The 17371-nt window shown below is 55.1% G+C and carries 12 protein-coding genes; 2 read left to right on the top strand and 10 right to left on the bottom strand.

Annotated features, from left to right (window positions below):
• The first annotated feature begins 384 nt into the window (after positions 1-384).
• On the top strand, positions 385-1641 hold the full coding sequence (locus G5B47_RS08300; RefSeq protein ID WP_165096609.1) for an MFS transporter: 1257 nt from the start codon (positions 385-387) through the stop codon (positions 1639-1641).
• Between the two features lie 148 nt (positions 1642-1789).
• On the opposite strand, the gene G5B47_RS08295 is transcribed toward G5B47_RS08300, so the two are convergent.
• From G5B47_RS08295 to G5B47_RS08280, 4 genes are all read right to left on the bottom strand, one after another.
• On the bottom strand, positions 1790-3703 hold the full coding sequence (locus G5B47_RS08295) for a transglycosylase domain-containing protein (RefSeq protein WP_235949771.1): 1914 nt from the start codon (positions 3701-3703) through the stop codon (positions 1790-1792).
• Positions 3700-4476 (bottom strand): hypothetical protein, encoded by a 777-nt coding sequence (locus tag G5B47_RS08290; protein ID WP_165096606.1) that lies wholly within the window; start codon positions 4474-4476, stop codon positions 3700-3702. Before G5B47_RS08290 ends, G5B47_RS08295 begins: the two co-directional genes overlap by 4 nt.
• Before the next feature lie 85 nt (positions 4477-4561).
• Positions 4562-5701, bottom strand: coding sequence for a sensor histidine kinase (locus G5B47_RS08285; protein ID WP_165096603.1), 1140 nt, complete (start codon positions 5699-5701; stop codon positions 4562-4564).
• Positions 5702-5726: 25 nt separating this feature from the next.
• On the bottom strand, positions 5727-6434 hold the full coding sequence (locus G5B47_RS08280; RefSeq protein WP_165096600.1) for a response regulator transcription factor: 708 nt from the start codon (positions 6432-6434) through the stop codon (positions 5727-5729).
• A 144-nt stretch (positions 6435-6578) separates the two neighbouring features.
• Between G5B47_RS08280 and G5B47_RS08275 the strand changes: the two genes are divergently transcribed.
• Positions 6579-7847, top strand: a complete 1269-nt coding sequence (locus G5B47_RS08275; protein ID WP_165096597.1) for a molybdopterin-dependent oxidoreductase — start codon at positions 6579-6581, stop codon at positions 7845-7847.
• Positions 7848-7901: 54 nt separating this feature from the next.
• Here the strand turns inward: G5B47_RS08275 and G5B47_RS08270 are convergent, their stop codons facing one another.
• The 6 genes from G5B47_RS08270 to pcrA form a co-directional block, all read right to left on the bottom strand.
• Positions 7902-8897, bottom strand: coding sequence for an RAD23 family protein (locus G5B47_RS08270; protein WP_165096594.1), 996 nt, complete (start codon positions 8895-8897; stop codon positions 7902-7904).
• Between the two features lie 15 nt (positions 8898-8912).
• Complete coding sequence (locus G5B47_RS08265; RefSeq protein WP_165096591.1) at positions 8913-10151, bottom strand: ABC transporter permease; 1239 nt, start codon at positions 10149-10151, stop codon at positions 8913-8915.
• Positions 10148-10864 carry an ABC transporter ATP-binding protein gene (locus G5B47_RS08260; protein ID WP_165096589.1) on the bottom strand — a complete coding sequence of 239 codons (717 nt, stop codon included), beginning with the start codon at positions 10862-10864 and terminating at the stop codon, positions 10148-10150. The genes G5B47_RS08265 and G5B47_RS08260 overlap by 4 nt, the downstream gene beginning before the upstream one ends.
• Before the next feature lie 12 nt (positions 10865-10876).
• Positions 10877-12598 (bottom strand): alkaline phosphatase, encoded by a 1722-nt coding sequence (locus G5B47_RS08255; RefSeq protein ID WP_165096586.1) that lies wholly within the window; start codon positions 12596-12598, stop codon positions 10877-10879.
• 230 nt (positions 12599-12828) lie between these two features.
• Positions 12829-14868, bottom strand: coding sequence for an NAD-dependent DNA ligase LigA (gene ligA, locus G5B47_RS08250; RefSeq protein WP_165096583.1), 2040 nt, complete (start codon positions 14866-14868; stop codon positions 12829-12831).
• A 123-nt stretch (positions 14869-14991) separates the two neighbouring features.
• Positions 14992-17337, bottom strand: a complete 2346-nt coding sequence (gene pcrA, locus G5B47_RS08245) for a DNA helicase PcrA (protein ID WP_165096580.1) — start codon at positions 17335-17337, stop codon at positions 14992-14994.
• Positions 17338-17371: the final 34 nt, after the last annotated feature.

Raw genomic sequence — 17371 nt, 5'->3', positions numbered from 1 at the left:
TTTTGAAACTGACGATTCATTAATATGAATCTTATAAATTAACGTGTTCCATTTGTTCAGTTTTCAAAGAACTTGCTCCCGGCACTTGAACATTTCGTCTCATGCACAGGAATTATAGAATAACATATTCAACTTCGTTCGTCAACTCTTTTTTTCAATCGTGATTTCAATCTTCATCACAACCTCGCGAGCGACAAGAAATAATATATCATGCCAACAGCAATTGCGCAACCCTTTTTTCAAATAATTTATTCCTCTTCCTTGCTAGAGGGTTAAACGATCAATCTATCATCCTTCCCCGTAATGTTCATTGCGGTAAAACGGCAAAAAGAGTTATCTTAGTTCATATCGATGTGCCCGGTTTTAATATGGAAAGGAGCTGTTATGAGAAATCAGTCGACGTCAACATTAGCCCCGTCAAAATTGGCGGCCGGTGAGCAGCGCAATCTTCAGCAGGCTACAATCTACCGGATACTCCTCGCCGTCAGCTTCGTTCACTTGTTCAATGATTCGATTCAGGCGGTGATTCCGGCGATTTTTCCTATCCTTAAGAGCAATATGCTGCTCTCGTACGCTCAGGTCGGATGGATATCATTCGCGCTCAACGTCACTTCTTCGGTTATCCAACCGATCATCGGCTATGCCGCCGACCGCCATCCGCGTCCAATCCTGCTTCCGCTCGGGATGGGCAGCACCTTAACGGGTGTTCTGCTGCTGGGTTACGCCAATAATTATGTACTGGTGCTTCTTTCGGTTATTCTGATCGGCTTCGGCTCCGCGGCCTTTCATCCTGAAGGCATGCGTGTTGCACATATGGCGGCGGGACTGAAAAAGGGGCTGTCCCAATCGATTTTCCAGGTCGGGGGCAATGCCGGACAGTCTCTCGGTCCCCTGTTGACAAAATGGGTGTTCATCCCGTTTGGACAGATCGGCGCGTTGGGATTCACGGTGATCGCAGCTGCTGGCGTCTTGGTGCAGACCTATGTAGCTCGTTGGTACCGGGAGATGCTGGACGCAGGGTATACCTTTCGCAAAAAAACCGTTTCCCGCGCAATGGACCCTGCCAGGAATAAAAGCATTCTGAATGCCACCGTCATTCTGGTCATCCTCGTCTTTGTGCGGTCGTGGTACGGTCAGGCCATCGGCAGTTACTATACGTTCTATTTAATGGAGAAGTACGGTATGGTGCTGGACCATGCCCAGAATTATATTTTCATGTACTTGGCCGCCGGCGCGGTTGGTACTCTATTCGGCGGTCCACTGGCGGACCGGTTCGGACGGCGGAATCTCATCCTGTTCTCCATGGTCGGAACCGTGCCCTTCGCGCTCGCGCTTCCGTTCGCAAGCCCGTTTTGGGCAGGTGTGCTGCTGCTAATCGGCGGATTCGTTCTTTTGTCCAGTTTCTCGGTTACCGTCATTTACGCGCAAATGCTGTATCCCGGCAATATCGGCACCGTCTCCGGTTTAATTACAGGCCTCGCTTTTGGACTCGGCGGCATCGGCTCGCTGTTCATCGGCCACATGATTGATGCGGTAGGTATCACGAGCGTATTCATTGTCTGCGGCTTTCTTCCGCTTCTCGGACTTCTTGCCCTGCTTCTTCCGGGGGACGGTAAGCTGGAGGAGTGGGCGGCGGAGTAAGCCATGGGAAACTGAACCGCAGGCAAAAAGGCTCATGGCTTCTTTTTAAAGAGAGGATGAGCTTTTTTATGGTAAGCGGAATTTTTGGTGTCCCGGGCAAGAAAAAGAAGGAGTCATGAAAACTGGGTACATTAAGGCTTATCAGAGCCTATCGCCGCGCCTGACGTAAGGCCGGTTCCATAACCCTGGCAAATAAGGCGGCCGCTGCTCCGCTACCTGTGGTCATGTAGTTATCTCGATCGGTTCGGTCAAAACCCATCCACACGGCCGCCGTCCATTCTGGCGTGTAACCGACAAACCAAATGTCACGATTCGCCTTGCGATCGGTTCCCGGCAGATCGAGCTCCGTCGTGCCGGTCTTTCCGGCAACCGGTCGGTTCATTCGCGCTTTTATACCTGTACCTTCCTGGACGACGGTCCGCAGCATGGCAGTCATTTCCCCGACAGTTCGAGTTGAAATCACCCGGGAAGCTGCCGGAACATGCTCATATAACAAGATTCCGTGACGGTCTGTAATTCGGCGTACGGTATAGGCTTCCCGGTAGTTGCCACCGCTTGCGAACACACTATAGGCTTGGGCCATCTTCAGCGGAGATACCCCTTTATGCAGCCCGCCAAGTGCTATCGACAAGTTATTGTCCTCGTCGGTAAGCTCAATACCAAGCTTGGAAGCAAACTGACGCGCATAAGCAAGGCCCGTCTGCCTTAGAAGCCATACCGCTGGGGCGTTGGCGGACTTTCGAAGTGCCGCACTCATCGTTAATTTTCCCGCATAGGCATTGTTGATATTTTCGGGCCGATAGCTTCCGTAAGCGTACGGCCGGTCAGGAAGCACGCTGTCAGGCGTGAACCGCCCGCTCTCCAGCGCGGGTCCGTAAACGATAATCGGCTTAAAGGCGGAGCCGGGTTGGCGGGCGTCAAGTACGGCCCGGTTCAAATCTCCTTCGCGGGGACTGCGTCCACCCATCATAGCCACGATCTCGCCGTTATGATGATTCATAATGACCATGGCGGCTTCCGCCTTGCTGCTCTTGCCATCCGGAGGAAAGAGTTCCTTCCTCGAAAAAGCCTTCTCTAACGCCGACTGAGCTCCTTTATTCATCGCGGTTTCAATCAGATACCCGCCCGTTCGAAGCTCGTTCGCCGATATGCCGGTTACCCGGGACGCTTCGCGGAGCGAGGCCTCCATATAGGAGACGGCGGACGGTCCGGACTCAGCCTCTCCGGGCGGCTCATACTTACGGCGGGCGGCCTCCCTCATTTCGCTGTCGGTGATTAAGCCATCGCGCCGCATGACGCCAAGGACAAGTCTGCGCCGATCCAGCGACCTCTTGGCGTTATCCACCGGATTATAGACGGAGGGCCCTTTCGGAATTCCCGCCAAAATGGCTATCTGCCAAATCTCCAGCCGCCTTAGCTCGGAGACGCCGAAATAGCGCTCCGCCGCAGACTTCACGCCGTACTCTCCTCTCCCCATATAAATTTCATTCAAATACAGCTCCAGGATTTCATTCTTGGACAGCCGCTTTTCCATAGCGACGGCGATGGCGGCTTCATTCAGCTTGCGAAATAACGTCCTGTCCCTGTTCAGATAGAGGTTGCGGGCAAGCTGCTGCGTAATGCTGCTCCCTCCCTCGGAAAGCCTCATCCGAGCGGAATTGTTCACTACTGCCCGCAGAATCCCCTTGTAATCAAGGCCATCATGGTCATAAAAGCGCCGGTCCTCAACGGCAATAATCGTCTTGATCAGAAGCTCCGGCATTTCCTGAAGTTTGGCCGTCAGTCTATAGCCGGAGCCGGGCAAAGGAATTTCACGCAAAGGCGTGCCGTCCGAAGCGGCGATGACGCTGGATTCGGGAAGAATCAGGATATCCGGATGGCGGTGAACGGTAAATCTTCCGTACTCGCACATGTAGAAGAGCGCGATCAACGCCAGTATAGCGGCGAGCACCATCACGTCAAACAACCTGTGCAGGAAGCGGAGAGCGGCAAGACGGCGGCCCCGGATTGTATAGTTACGAGGTAACCGCATATCTCTGTGAACAGCAAATTTGGGCTTCATGAAACAATCAGGCCTTCCAGTGAACGTTCCATGTCCAGCAATTCCACTTTCGCCGATTCCAGGTATGCGTATAGAGCACTCTCGCGGTCCGGGACCTCCGATTCCGCCGCCGACAGCTCTCGAAGTATTCTTCTCGTTCTTAGAACGAGGGCGATCGCCTCCCCGCTGATCCCATCCGCCGTCTCTCCGAATCCGTCGTTCACGCCGCCAGACGGCTTCGGGCAACGGGAAGAGTGCGGCGCCGGGGCTACAGATAAGTACGAACCGGACGGTTCGGGTGAACGCGCCGGAACCGCCGACGGGCGGGGACCCGACGGTTCGGGCGGTCGCTCCGAAAGCGCTGACTGGCGGGGGCCCTGCAATTCAGGCGAATACGCCGGCGCCGATCCGCTTCTGCCGATTCGCTGCAAATTAGCGGCGATTTCACCAAGTTCTCCCTTGGAGCACACTGCGACTTCCGAACCCTTGCCGCCTTCCGCCAGCTTCTCCGATGCCCGCAGGAGCGCCTTCATATCATTGTCCAGCATTTGGGACCGGAGCATATACAGAAGGCCGAAACATGACAAATACAAGACGGCGGAGAGTGGCGTCCGCCCAACAACATTGATAACTCCATTCGACAACCGGGTGAACAGGGCATCCGGTTCCGGCGAATAATAAGTGTACAGCAGGGCAAATATCCGGCGGACGACAAACAACAGGACGCCGCTCAGCAGAGCGCATCCGCCGGTGATATACAAATAGCTGAACCGCACCGTATACAATTTTTTCATAGCTTTTTCCTCCTCGCATTCAGGCAACTGCCAACCTAAAGCTAAAGGATAGCGGCCAAATCTTAAGAACCGCGAGGGTCTTTTCTTAAGAATTTCTTAATATTGGTTCAGGCATCCCTTCTTCGTATAAGGGGAAGCGGGTAATGAAATCGGTCCGGCTCATATCGCTTTCCGCGGAAATGACGCCGTTGTGACGCTCGATAATCCCTTTGGCGATAGCAAGGCCCAGCCCCGACCCGCCGGTATGCTGCGAACGGGAGCGCTCCGCCCGGTAAAAGCGTTCAAAAATATGCGGCAGATCGCTTTCCGCGATCCGCTCGCCGAAATTGCGGATTCGCACCACCGCTTCATCGCCTTCCCGGCTGAGTCCGATCTCCACTCTCTTGCCCTCTTTTCCATAGCGGATCGCATTGGTAATTAAATTCTCATAGGCCCGGACAAGCTCATGGGGGGATGCCATGATCCACAGCCTGTCGGCATTATCCTCTATTCGATATATCATGCCGGCCTGCTCCAGCGCGGGAACCGATTCCTCCGCCAGTTGGCGCATAAATGCCTTCAAATCAAGCTTTTGCAGCGCCAGCGTTAGTCCTCCGCCATTCACACGGGTATATTCGAACAAATCGTCAATCAGCTTCTGTAGCACCAATGCTTTCTGATAGGCAATGCTCACATAGTAACGCATTTCGGCCTCTTCCCGGCAGCGGTCGCGCTCAATGTATTCCAGAAATCCAAGGATAGAGGTGAGCGGAGTCCGAAGATCATGGGAAACACCCGTAATCAGGTCGTTTTTTGCATTTTCCGCCCTTCGTTCCTCCTCCAGGGAGCGCTGCAGCCGCTTGGCCATTTCGTTGATATTTTCAGCCAGAACTCCCAGTTCGTCTCCGGTACGGACCTCGATTCTATGCGCCATCCCCACTCTGGTCATCTGCTGAATGCCCTGTGTGATTTCCTCCAGGTACACGATGATTTTGCGCGTATAAATAAAAAAGAACAGCAAAAAACTGGCGATTCCCACCGTCGTCAGCAAAGGAACTGAGCCAATGTGGTTAATGATCCACCGGAGAATTCGGCGGTACGGGGCATTTGGAGGGCCCGAGTTCGAATAGACCATCGAGTTCACCAACTGATAGCAAGCCGTCAGCAGCGCCGCCGCCGACACGCTGCTAAGCATAAAAGCCAGGATAAACCTCCACCGGATAGTCGCTATATATTTTACGTTCATACGAGTAATCCCGCCTTTCGTCTCATCAGGATGGACTGTCCAGCTTATAACCGACTCCCCAGACCGTTTGGATATAACGCGGACGCTTCGGATTAAGCTCGATTTTCTCACGGATATTGCGAATATGCACCATGACCGTGTTCCCTCCGTCAAGAAACGGCTCGTTCCACAGGTTGCGGTAAATCTGCTCCATGCTCAGCACTTGACCCTGATGACGGGCCAGCAGTTCCAGAATGGCGAACTCCCTGGGTGTCAGCTTAACCTTGCGGCCATCCACGCTGACTTCATGCTTCGCTGTGTCGATAAGCAAATCCTCGAACTGAAGCTCATGGTCGCTTTTGCGGGCGGGGAAATTCCGGTTCCATTTATGATAGCGGCGAAGCTGGGATTTGGCCCGGGCCACGATTTCCAGCGGATTGAATGGCTTGCCGACATAATCGTCCGCGCCAAGGCTGAGACCTGTAATTTTGTCCATGTCGGTATTTTTGGCGGACAGCATAATAATCGGCATATTCCGATCCTCCCGAATTCTAAGGCAGGCGGCAATCCCGTCCATCTGCGGCATCATGACATCCAGAATAATCAGATCCACATCCTCTTGCTCCAGACATTCCAGAGCCTCCAGGCCGTTGTAGGCTTTTAGCAGCCGATAGCCCTCATTGTTAAAATAAATCTCTAGCAGCTCCACAATTTCTTTCTCGTCATCTACCAGCAATATCGTTTCCTGCTTCACAGCGGACAGCCTCCTCTTGTGCCATAAGCATTACCTTCTCATCTTATCAGAAAAATTTCCTTGTATTATTCAACGTCCGATTTTTGCGTTACAATTAATTAAAACTTGAATTATCGACCGGTCTTTCAGATAGGGGGAGAGGCAATGGCAAACAAAGCGCTTGTGCGCATCCGGAAAGGCTATGGAAAAAAGCTCGTTACCATTCACGCATGGAACGCCTGGCTGGTGCTGTTCTTGGCTGTAAGCGGCTTGATGCTGCTGGGCGCTTTTTGGAGGGAATGGCTGGGAGAAGGCCGCGTTTGGCTGAAATGGGGGCATATCCTGGCCGGGCTTGCGCTGCTCGTTCCGGTTGCCTATTATCTGCTGCTGGCGGCGAAGCATTGGAAACGGCTAAATGGGAAACCGGGGCAAAAAGCCAATGTCATCACGGTTCTTGCGCTGCTGCTAGGTTGGATCGTATCTGGTGTTGTCCTCTGGCTGTTCAAAGTCTTCGGCCCCCGGGCGGCCAATGCCGCGCTGCTGGCGCATGATCTCTTCACTTGGATCGGTCTGCCGATCATCATTTATCACTCGATTACCCGCACCCGCTGGCTCCAAGAACCGAACCGGCGCTCGATTGTGCCGGAACCCGGCATCAAAGACAGAGATACTACCGAACGTGTTGAAAAAGGGAGTCACTATCCCCAACCTCTATATACGCGGCGCGGCTTTCTCAAAGCTGCCGTCGGCGCGGGGCTGGCGGTTACGCTCGGACCTACTTTTGTCCGATGGATGGGCCGGTCGCTGCAGCTGCCTGCGTCTGAAGTGCCTGCGGCGGCTAATGCCAACCACCTCCTGCCCGACCCCGTTCCGCTGCCGCAGTCATCCCCGCCGATCGGAGGGGGCGCAGAAGGGCATTTTCGCGTGTATACGGTAACGGACATCCCCTCCTTCGACAATTCGAACTGGTCTTTTACGGTTGACGGTCTGGTGGACAACAAGCTGAACTGGAACTGGGAGCAGTTCGTGAATCTCCCGCGGGAGGTTCAGGTGAGCGATTTTCACTGTATTACGGGCTGGTCGGTGTATAAAAATACATGGGAAGGCATCCCCCTTGCCAAGCTGCTCGACATGGCCTCCGTGCAAAATGGTGCTGCAAGCGTCAAATTTTATTCCGGGGACGGCGTTTACACCGATTCGCTCACTCTGGAGCAGGCGAGGATGGACGATATCCTGGTCGCCGTAATGCATGACGGTAAGCCGATTACAAATGAACTGGGCGGTCCCGTACGCCTGATCGTTCCGCAAATGTATGCCTATAAATCGGTGAAATGGCTCAATCGGATTGAACTGATCGAAGGCGACCATGTTGGCTACTGGGAACAGCGGGGCTATGATACGGATGCGTGGCTGCCGGGGAAAAAGAAAATATAAAGGCCTGTCCGCAGGGAAGCTCTCTCCCCGGACAAGCCGCAAGTTTGAAACGTGTTACTCCTTAATTTCCTCAAATGAAGCGTCGTACAGCCGGAACATGGTCTTGTATCCGGACTCGTCGATTTTAATGCCTACCTCAAGCCGTCCAGTCACCTGGAGCGGACCCGTCTTATGTCTCAGCTTGAAATCATCCGGCACAAATACAATCATAATCTTGTTCCAGTACGTTTCGTCCCCGTTGTCAAAAGGACATTCGGCGCCGGGCTGAGGGATCAGCAGGAACCAGTGCTTTTCGAAGGAGAGCACCTCGCCCATGAAGCCTTTGATGGTTACTGTGCTTTTACTCTCGCTGAGGTCCCAGAAGCGCTCCGAAGGCCGGGTTTGGTCTCCCCCATCAAAAAAATCCGACCAGCCTATGGTTACCGTACCTGACGGGCTAGCTGCATTCGGGCTCTTAGCCGGAGCGGCGGAAGAGGCGGCTTCCGTCTTGCCGCCGTTATTCGTATTGACGGAAGGCGAAGCAGGTTTACGCGTAGGGGAAGCAGCGGCGGCAGACGCTTGGCGGTTGGCGCCGGACGTCTTGGCTGCGGCGCTATTGGCGGGAACAGCCGCAGGCTTGCCAGCGCTGGCCTTCGCCCCACCGGCGGAAGGCGTTCCTTTGGCCGAATTCGAAGCTGCCGTCTTTGGAAGCGGCGTTTGCTTCGCATCAGACGAAGCCGAGGCAGTTGACGCCGGGGACGGTGCCGCAGAGCCCGGAGCGGCGGTAGCGGATGGTTCGGCAGAGCTGATGGCAGCGGTGGCGGAACCCGGGAATGGGGAAGCGCCCGGGGAGTCCTCCGGCGAAGCGGAATTTAAAGCAGCGGCAGAATCCCCGGCTGCCTTTCTATCCTCAATCACCTGGGAATTATTTTGTTCCTCAGCAGATACCGAGGTGTTCTGAACCGACGAAAACGAAGACGCCGACGTCTCTTCCCCATCCTTGCCGCATGCGGACAGCAATAGGGTAAGGCACACAGCCGCGGCGGTCAGAAACTTTTGTCTTGTCTTCATAAGGCAGCTTACCTCCTAAGATTTAAACAAAGCGAGCGGCTGAAGCCGGTACATCCGAAAGGCGGGAATCAGCGAGGCCAGCAGCCCGAGCGCGATCGTTCCCGCAGCAATCCAGCCGTGATCGGCGTTCCACAGATAAGGGTTGATTCGGACTCCCGCTTTGGCAAACAGCACTTCTCTAAAGAGCAGCGCGGACAAATGTCCCGCAAGGAAGCCCGCCGCAAGGCCGGTTAGCGTCAGGATCAGACCCTCACTGATCAGTGTCATCCATACATAACTCTTCGGCTTGCCCAGCAGCCGCAGCAGACCGGCATCTTTGGTGCGCTCCCCGGCAGCGGCGATCAAGGACAACAGAATCGTAATCGCGGCAAGAAGCACACACAGGCCGGCCAATATTTCGACAAGCCGGGAACCTTGATCGACCGCGTTTACCACATCTGACACGGCCTTGCTTGTATATGCAGCCTGTACTCCTCCGCTGCCATCAAGCGTCTGCTTCAAATTATGCGCGCCAAGCAGAGTTGACGGTTTGACCAGAACGGCTGTAATCTCCCGGTCTTCCCCCTGAAGCTCATGAACCGCCCAAGCATAGTCAACAGTAGTGAACACCGCCCGGTCATCCGGAGTGTTCAGCGTGGGCAGGATACCGGTCACCGTATATTTAAAGCCTTCATGTGAATGTTCTTCCTCTTCTCTCTCTTCTTCACCGGCGTGGCTCTCGGCCTCCTCCTCGGCGGAATGATGCTCTCCTTCCTCCACAAGCCCGTGAGCGCCAGCGAACGTATCGCCCACATTCAGACCGAGTGTCTGCGCGACATGCGATCCGACAACGGCTTCGCCTGTTCTAGCATACAGCGCGCCTGCCTTCAGCGTACGGTCACCGTACCGTGTCAGAAAATACTCCGGATCGATTCCGACTACCGGAAATCCATTGTAGTTATCTCCGGTCGTCATGGCATACGCCTTGTCCACGCCCGAATCGCGCCGCGCCTCGTCCAGCAGGTTCGCCGGAATATTCCCGGTAGGCGCGCCGATATGATAGAACGTATTCAGTACAAGCTGGGTTTCGCTGCCCTGCGCGCCAATGACGAGATCGAACGGGCCGTATCCTTTTTCCGCCCCCTGCTCGACGCTGTCCCGGAAAAGCGAAAATAGAACAATAAAAGCGACGGTCGCCCCGATCGCGCAGACGGTAAGAAAAGAAAGAAAAAGCCGATGCCGGATATTGCGCAGCGACAATGAAAAAAGATTCATCCGTTGCTCACCTCCTGATCGCCGCCTCTTCCGGCTGGATGCCCAACATGCTTCCGAACGCGGTTCAACTCCCTAATATCCAGACATTTCGGAAAACGCTCCGCCATGTTCAGGTCATGCGTGACGACAATTAGGGTCTGCTGCCTGGAAGAACTAAGATCGAGCAAAAGCCGCGAAATTTCATCCGCGGTCTCCCAGTCCAGACTGCCGGTGGGCTCATCCGCAAGCACCAGCGGCGGATTGTTCACAAGCGCGCGGACAATCGCCACCCGCTGCTGTTGCCCCCGGGACAATTGGGAAGGCATATGCTTCGCCCGGTCTGGCAAGCCTACTCTTTCCAGCCACTCTGAGATGAGCGTTTTTCTCTGCTTCGCAGGCATACTGGCGTTCATTGCGATTTCGATATTTTGGCTGGCGGTAAGAGATGGAATCAGGTGAAAATCCTGCAGTACATATCCGATGTTCATGGCCCGAAGCCGATCCCTTTGTGCCTCCGTCATGGTGTGCAGCGACTGCCCCTCCAGATAAATCTCACCCTTGTCCTGTACTGCAATTCCGCTGATTAAATGGAGCAACGTGCTTTTACCGGACCCGCTGGGTCCGGTAATCGCCACCTTTTCACCTTTTTCCACCTGCCAAGAAGGAATATCCAAAATCGGCAGACTGCGTCCGTCGATCCGGAAGCTTTTGCTCAGGCCGGAAATTTGAAGCATGCTCACTCCCCCTTACCGCAGAACAATTCGTTCGGAGAGCGAATCCCACTTCAGATTTTTGCCAGTCAACTGGCTGAATGCGGACAGTGGAAGATATACAGTTCCGTTATCGTTATCTACCGTGAAAGATACAGCCTTGCCGTTCAGTGTGGCTGTCAGAGCCGACATGTTGATATCCACCGTGTTTTTGCCAATAACGGCTTTAGAGACTGTCGATCCGCTGCTGTAGGTTCCTCCAAAGGCCTTCGTCAACGCCGCGACAGGATAGAGCACTTCGTTATCGCGGTTGATTTTAAATTTCGGATACAAATATTTCGATTGAAGCTCAGCCGATCTCTTGTCCAGATTGACCCCTACAATGGCAGCCGAAGCTCTGGCGATCTGGGTGTTGTCCACTTGGCCTTTCACTTTACCTGCGATTGGACCATAAGCCCATATGCCGACATCCACGGCGGAATGCCCGTGTCCGGACCAGCCGACCAGCAGTCTTTTGGAAATGACGGCATTGTAGGCGCCCTCCTGCTTGTATGAGGAACCGTCGCCTGCCAGAATCGCCTGTACCTCTTCGTCGGTCAAATCGTTAATTCCGGTATTCTCGGCCACAATGCTGCGAATTTCCTCCGGAGTTTTGGCTTCGGCCAGCTTGCTGGCGATGGATTCCGAAGAATGCTTCTGCTTGTCCCACAGGTCGATATTCAGCTCATAGATATTGTCGCGCGACAAGGACAAACCGCCCGTTTCATGGTCCGCGGTCACGACTACGGATGTATTGCCGTCTTTTTTGGCGAACTCGATTGCGGTCTTAAAAGCGGCGTCGAAATCGAGCGTCTCCTGGATAAGCGTCGGAAAATCGTTGGCATGCCCGGCATGGTCGATCCGGCCGCCTTCAATCATCATGACAAAACCGTTCTTATCTTTGGACAAAATCTTCAAAGCAGACGACGTCATAGCCGCAAGGCTTGGAATTTCTTCATTACGGTCCGGAGTGTAGGCGACATGGGAATTGCCGAACAGGCCCAGCGCTTTCGTCGTGGAAGCCGGGAGAGCCTTCAATGCGCTCGTATTCTCGACAACGGTATATCCCTTCGCTTTGAAATCGGGCAGGATATTTTTATCATTCCGCTTGCCCTTCTCATCCTTCGTCACAAAAAATTGCTTGCCCCCGCCAAACAGCACATCCACGCCGCTATCCAGGTACTGGGTGGCAATGGCCGACTCGTTGTCGCGGCTGCGTACATGCGAGGCGTATACGGCTGGTGTTGCATGGGTGATCCGCGCGGTGGTCACAAGACCGGTTGCTTTGCCGCTTCTCTCCGCAGCTTCAATTACGGAAGCAAAAGGCTTGGCCACGTCTTCATTGGAGACGCTGATGCCCGCGTTGTATGTCTTATGCCCTGTGGCAAAAGCTGTGCCGGCCGATGCAGAGTCCGTTACTACCCCTGACACTACGGTGCCGCCGTCTTCGCCGCGATCCGCATAGGTAGTCGCTTGTCCAACATAGTAAGGGTCGAGGTTGAGATGCTTGACACCTTTTTTATACTGTTCGTAATAACGCGTTGCTGAGATTTGCGCGGGCCCCATGCCGTCGCCAATCAGGACGATGAGATTTTTCGATGGGGCTTTTGGAGCCGTTAGCGTTTTGGAAGAACCTTGAGCCGCGTAGGCGAAGCTTCCTGCAGAAAGGATCAGGCAGGCCAATCCGCCGATTGCAACTTTTTTCAGACCTTTATTCATCTTTTTATATACCCTCCCAGTGGTAAGTAATTCTTCTATAGTCTAAGGGGAGAGTATTGTCTCCATGTAAAAATATTGCCTGACTTGGATTAAATTTGAGCCTTTCTGTGATTACTCAGAAAAAAAAGACCCGCTTCAAGGGTATCCCTTGGAGCGGGTCCATTATGAGGAACGCGATGCTTAGCTTAGATTTAGCCTAGCCTTAAAGAAACGTCTACGGTCTGCGGGGGTTAACCCTTCGAACCTTCAGACGGAGCACCGCCCTCCAGCAGCCGGAGCAATTCATCCTCATCCTCGATGACCGGGATGCCGAGTGTCTGCGCTTTGGCCAGCTTGCTGCCGGCCTTCTCCCCGGCAATGACGAGATCGGTCTTCTTCGAAACGCTGCCGGTGACTTTGGCGCCAAGCGCTTCCAGCCTCTCGGCTGCTTCGTCCCGGGTCAGCTTCTGGAGCGTTCCGGTCAAGACTACCGTCTTGCCGCTGAAGAAGGAGTCGGTCACGACCGGAGCCAGCGCTTCCGGCGCCTTGGCCTGTACGCCCAAATCAAGCAGGCGGCGGATGCCTGTGACCACGAACGGATCGGCAAAAAAGGAAACGATGCTCTCGGCTACAATGCCGCCGATATCGGGCAGCGCCGACAGCTCCTCCGCATTTGCCGTCATGACGGCGTTCAGATCGCGGAAGTGATCGGCCAGCATCTTGGTCGTTGCTTTGCCGGTATTCGGGATGCCCAGCGCAAACAGGAAGGAAGCGAGATCCCGCCCCTTGCTCTCCTCAAGCGCCTGAAGGAGGTTGCTCGCCTTCTTCTCGCCAAATCTCTCCAGCTTCACGAGCTGCTCGAGCGTCAGCTCGTAGAGATCCGCAGGCTCACGCACGTCCAGCTCATCGTACAGCTGGGACGCCGTCTTGTCGCTGAAGGTCTCGATGTCCATGGCGTCCCTCGAGGCAAAATGCGTGATCCTCGCGACGATCTGCGGCTTGCAGTTCAGCTTGTTGTTGCAGAACAGATGCGCTCCCCGCATTTCCAGCGGATAACCGCAGGCCGGGCAGTGGTCGGGATAAATGATTTCCCCGCCGTCTTTCTCATCCGTTACCTTCCCAAGAATTTCCGGGATGACATCATTGGACCGGCGGATGAACACGCGCGTTCCGAGTGCATGCTTCAGGTTCTTCCGCTCAATGTCGCCGATATTGTTAAGGGTGCAGTTCTGCACGGTAACGCCGGCCAGTTCTACCGGTTCGACCCTCGCCAATGGCGTTACTTTGCCGGTCCGGCCCACATTCCAGTCGACCGATTCCAGCACGGTGGTTGTCTCCTCCGCCTCGAACTTGTAGGCGACCGCCCAGCGGGGGAACTTGTCCGTATAACCGAGCACTTCGCGGATACGGAAATCCGTGATTTTGATGACCGCGCCATCGATCAGGTAGTCGAGCCTAGAGCGGCCTTCCTCAATTTCGGCCAACTGCTCCGTCACTTCGTCGAAGCTGTCGAAATAGGCCAGATAAGGATTAACCTTGAACTGGTTGTCGCGCAAAAACTGCATCATTTCCTGGTGGTCGTGAAACTCGATGCCTTCCGAGTAGCCGACATTGTAGAAAAAGGCATTCAGCTTCCGCTCCGCCGTCAGCTTCGGATTTAGGTTGCGCAGCGCTCCCGCCGCGCCGTTGCGGGCGTTCTTCAGCGGCTCCGCCGCCTTCCGGTTGTATTCGGCAAGCACCGACAAGTTCATGATGCCCTCGCCTTGCACCTCAATGACGCCATCCTTGAAGGGGATGGTCAGCGGAACCGATTTGATCGTCTTCACCTGCGCCAAAATCCCTTCGCCTGTGGTGCCATTGCCCCGTGTGGAGGCCTGAACCAGCCTGCCGTCACGATAGGTCAGATTCAACGTCAGACCGTCGAATTTCAGCTCCACGGCATAGCCGGGCTCCGGAAGCGGCTGCTCGGGATTCTTGCTGTTATAGTCATTCACCAGCTTGAGCACCCGGGCGTTCCAGCTGCGGAGCTGTTCAATGTTCTGGGCTTTGTCAAGGCTCCAGAGCGGAGCTAGGTGCCGATGCGGAACAAAGCCCTTCAGCAGCTCGCCGCCGACACGCTGGGTCGGCGAATCGGGCAGGACAATGCCGCTCTCCGCCTCCAGGGCAACTAGCTTGTCGTAGAGCGCGTCATATTCCTTGTCGCTGACAATCGGCGCATCCAGCGTATAGTAGTGGTAATTATATTTATTCAGCTCCGCCACAAGCTCTTCCATCGTATGCATTGCGTCCATGCCTCAGACATCCCTCCGCCATCCCGATTCATTTCCTTCTTCCTCAGCCTGATCCAAAAGCAGGCTGTTTAACCATCCGCGCCATGCCCGGCGCTATGAGCCAGGGCTATCGTGCCGAATCTCTTACTCCACCTTAGTGATCGGCGCAAATCCCGCGAGCAGCCGCTTCACGCCCACCGGCGCCGGGAAGGCAATCTGCAGCTCCATGTCGTTGCCGCTGCCTTTCACGGCCACAATAGTGCCGACGCCCCATTTGCCGTGCGAGACCTTGTCGCCCGCCTTGAAATCGGCGGGGGCACTACCCGCCGGGCGGGACGCAGCCCCGCCCGAGGTCACGGTCACGCGGCTGCGCCCGGCTGCCGCGGACGCCGAAGCGCCGCCGTAGCCTGCGGCGGCGCCCGGCGATGAAGCGGCGGCTCCGCTCCGGCCGCCGCCGAAATTGCCGCGGCCGCCAGCGCCGAAGCCGCGGCCGCCATAGGCTCCGCCCGCCTCGCCGCCCCGGCGGAAGCGGTCGCTGCTCATGACGGTGTCTTCCTTCAGTTCCTCCGGAATCTCGTCCAGGAAGCGGGACGGCGGGTTGGCCGTCGTCCGCCCGAACAGCGTGCGCGCCCGCGCACAGGAGAGGAACAACTGCTTCTCGGCGCGGGTAATGCCCACATACGCCAGCCGCCGCTCTTCTTCCAGCTCATCATTGTCCTGGAAGGCGCGGCTGTGCGGGAATACCCCTTCTTCCATGCCGATGATGAACACGACCGGAAACTCCAGCCCCTTCGCGCTGTGCATTGTCATCAGCACGACCGCGTCGCTGTGGTCCTCCTCTGTATCGTTCATGCTGTCGATGTCGGCGATCAGGGCAAGATCGGTCAGGAAGGAGACGAGCGACTTATCATCGTTATTTTTCTCAAATTCCATCGTCACCGACAGAAACTCGTCGATATTCTCGAGGCGGGAGCGCGATTCAATCGTGTTCTCCTTCTGCAGCTCCAGCTTGTACTGCGACATTTCCAGCACCTTCTCCGTCAGCTCCGTCACCGACAGAAATTCCACCATCCGGTGAAGCGCCAGAATCATGTCGTAGAACTCGACCAGTGCGTTGCGCGTCCGTCCCGCAAATCCGAGGTCGTCCACCGTTTCCAGCACACGGAAGATGGAGACGCCCCGGGATGCCGCTGCGTCGGTAAGCTTGCCAACCGTCGTGTCGCCGAGCCCTCTTTTCGGAACATTGATCACCCGGGTTAAGCTGATGTCGTCATCGGGATTGGACAGCAGCCGCAGATAAGCGAGCAGGTCCTTGATTTCTTTGCGGTCGTAGAACTTGATGCCCCCGACAATCTGGTAAGGGATATCCGATTTAATGAGAATTTCCTCTATTACCCGCGACTGCGCGTTGGTCCGGTACAGGATCGCATGATCCTGGTATGACTTTCCTTTTTTCACATTCTTGCTGATTTCTCCGGATACAAAATAGCCCTCATCATGCTCGGAGTCGGCCCGGTACACCTTGATCTTCGGCCCCTCTTCCGAATCCGTCCACAGCTTCTTCGGCTTGCGTCCGGTATTCAGCGCGATTACGCCGTTCGCGGCGTTCAGAATGTTCGAGGTCGAGCGGTAGTTCTGCTCCAGCAAAATAACCTTGGCTTCCGGGTAATCTTCCTCGAAGTTGAGAATGTTGCTGATGTCGGCGCCGCGCCAGCGGTAGATCGACTGGTCGCTGTCGCCGACGACGCATATATTGTGATGGCTGTCCGCCAGCATGCGGCAGAGCATGTACTGCGCCCGGTTCGTATCCTGATACTCGTCCACATGGATGTACTTGAATTTCCGCTGGTAGAAATCGAGCACCTCGGGCACTTCCTTAAATAGTTGGATCGTCGTCATGATCAGATCGTCAAAATCGAGCGAGTTGTTGCTTCTCAGCCTTTTTTGGTACATCGTATATATTTTGGCAACGAGGCCTTCAAAATAATCCCCGATCTTCATCTCATACTGCGCAGGTGTCACCAGTTCGTTCTTGGCCGTGCTGATCATCGCCTGAACCGCCTTCGGCTCGAATTTCTTCGTGTCGATATTCAGCTCCTTCATGCAGCTGCGGATAACGGAGAGCTGGTCGGTGGAATCCAGAATGGAAAAATTGGACGTAAACCCGATCCGCTCGATATCCTTCCGCAATATCCGAACGCACATGGAGTGAAATGTGGACACCCAAATGTCGCGGCCTTCCGGGCCTACGAGCTTGGACACCCGTTCCTGCATTTCTCTTGCCGCCTTGTTCGTGAATGTAATGGCAAGAATCGCCCAAGGCGGAGCCTTGCGGTTAGCGATCAGCCAAGCGATGCGGTGAGTCAGCACCCTCGTCTTGCCGCTCCCCGCTCCGGCCATGATAAGCAGCGGACCGTCTGTCGTCTCGACCGCCTGGCGCTGGGGAGGATTGAGCCGGGTTACGGCGTCTTGTATATTAACGGATTGCATGTAGGACATGCCCCTTTCTGAATAGCTTAAAACG

The organism is Paenibacillus apii, from assembly GCF_011043685.1.
Taxonomy (GTDB): domain Bacteria; phylum Bacillota; class Bacilli; order Paenibacillales; family Paenibacillaceae; genus Paenibacillus_AQ; species Paenibacillus_AQ sabinae.
This window is presented reverse-complemented; position numbering and strand designations above follow the sequence as displayed.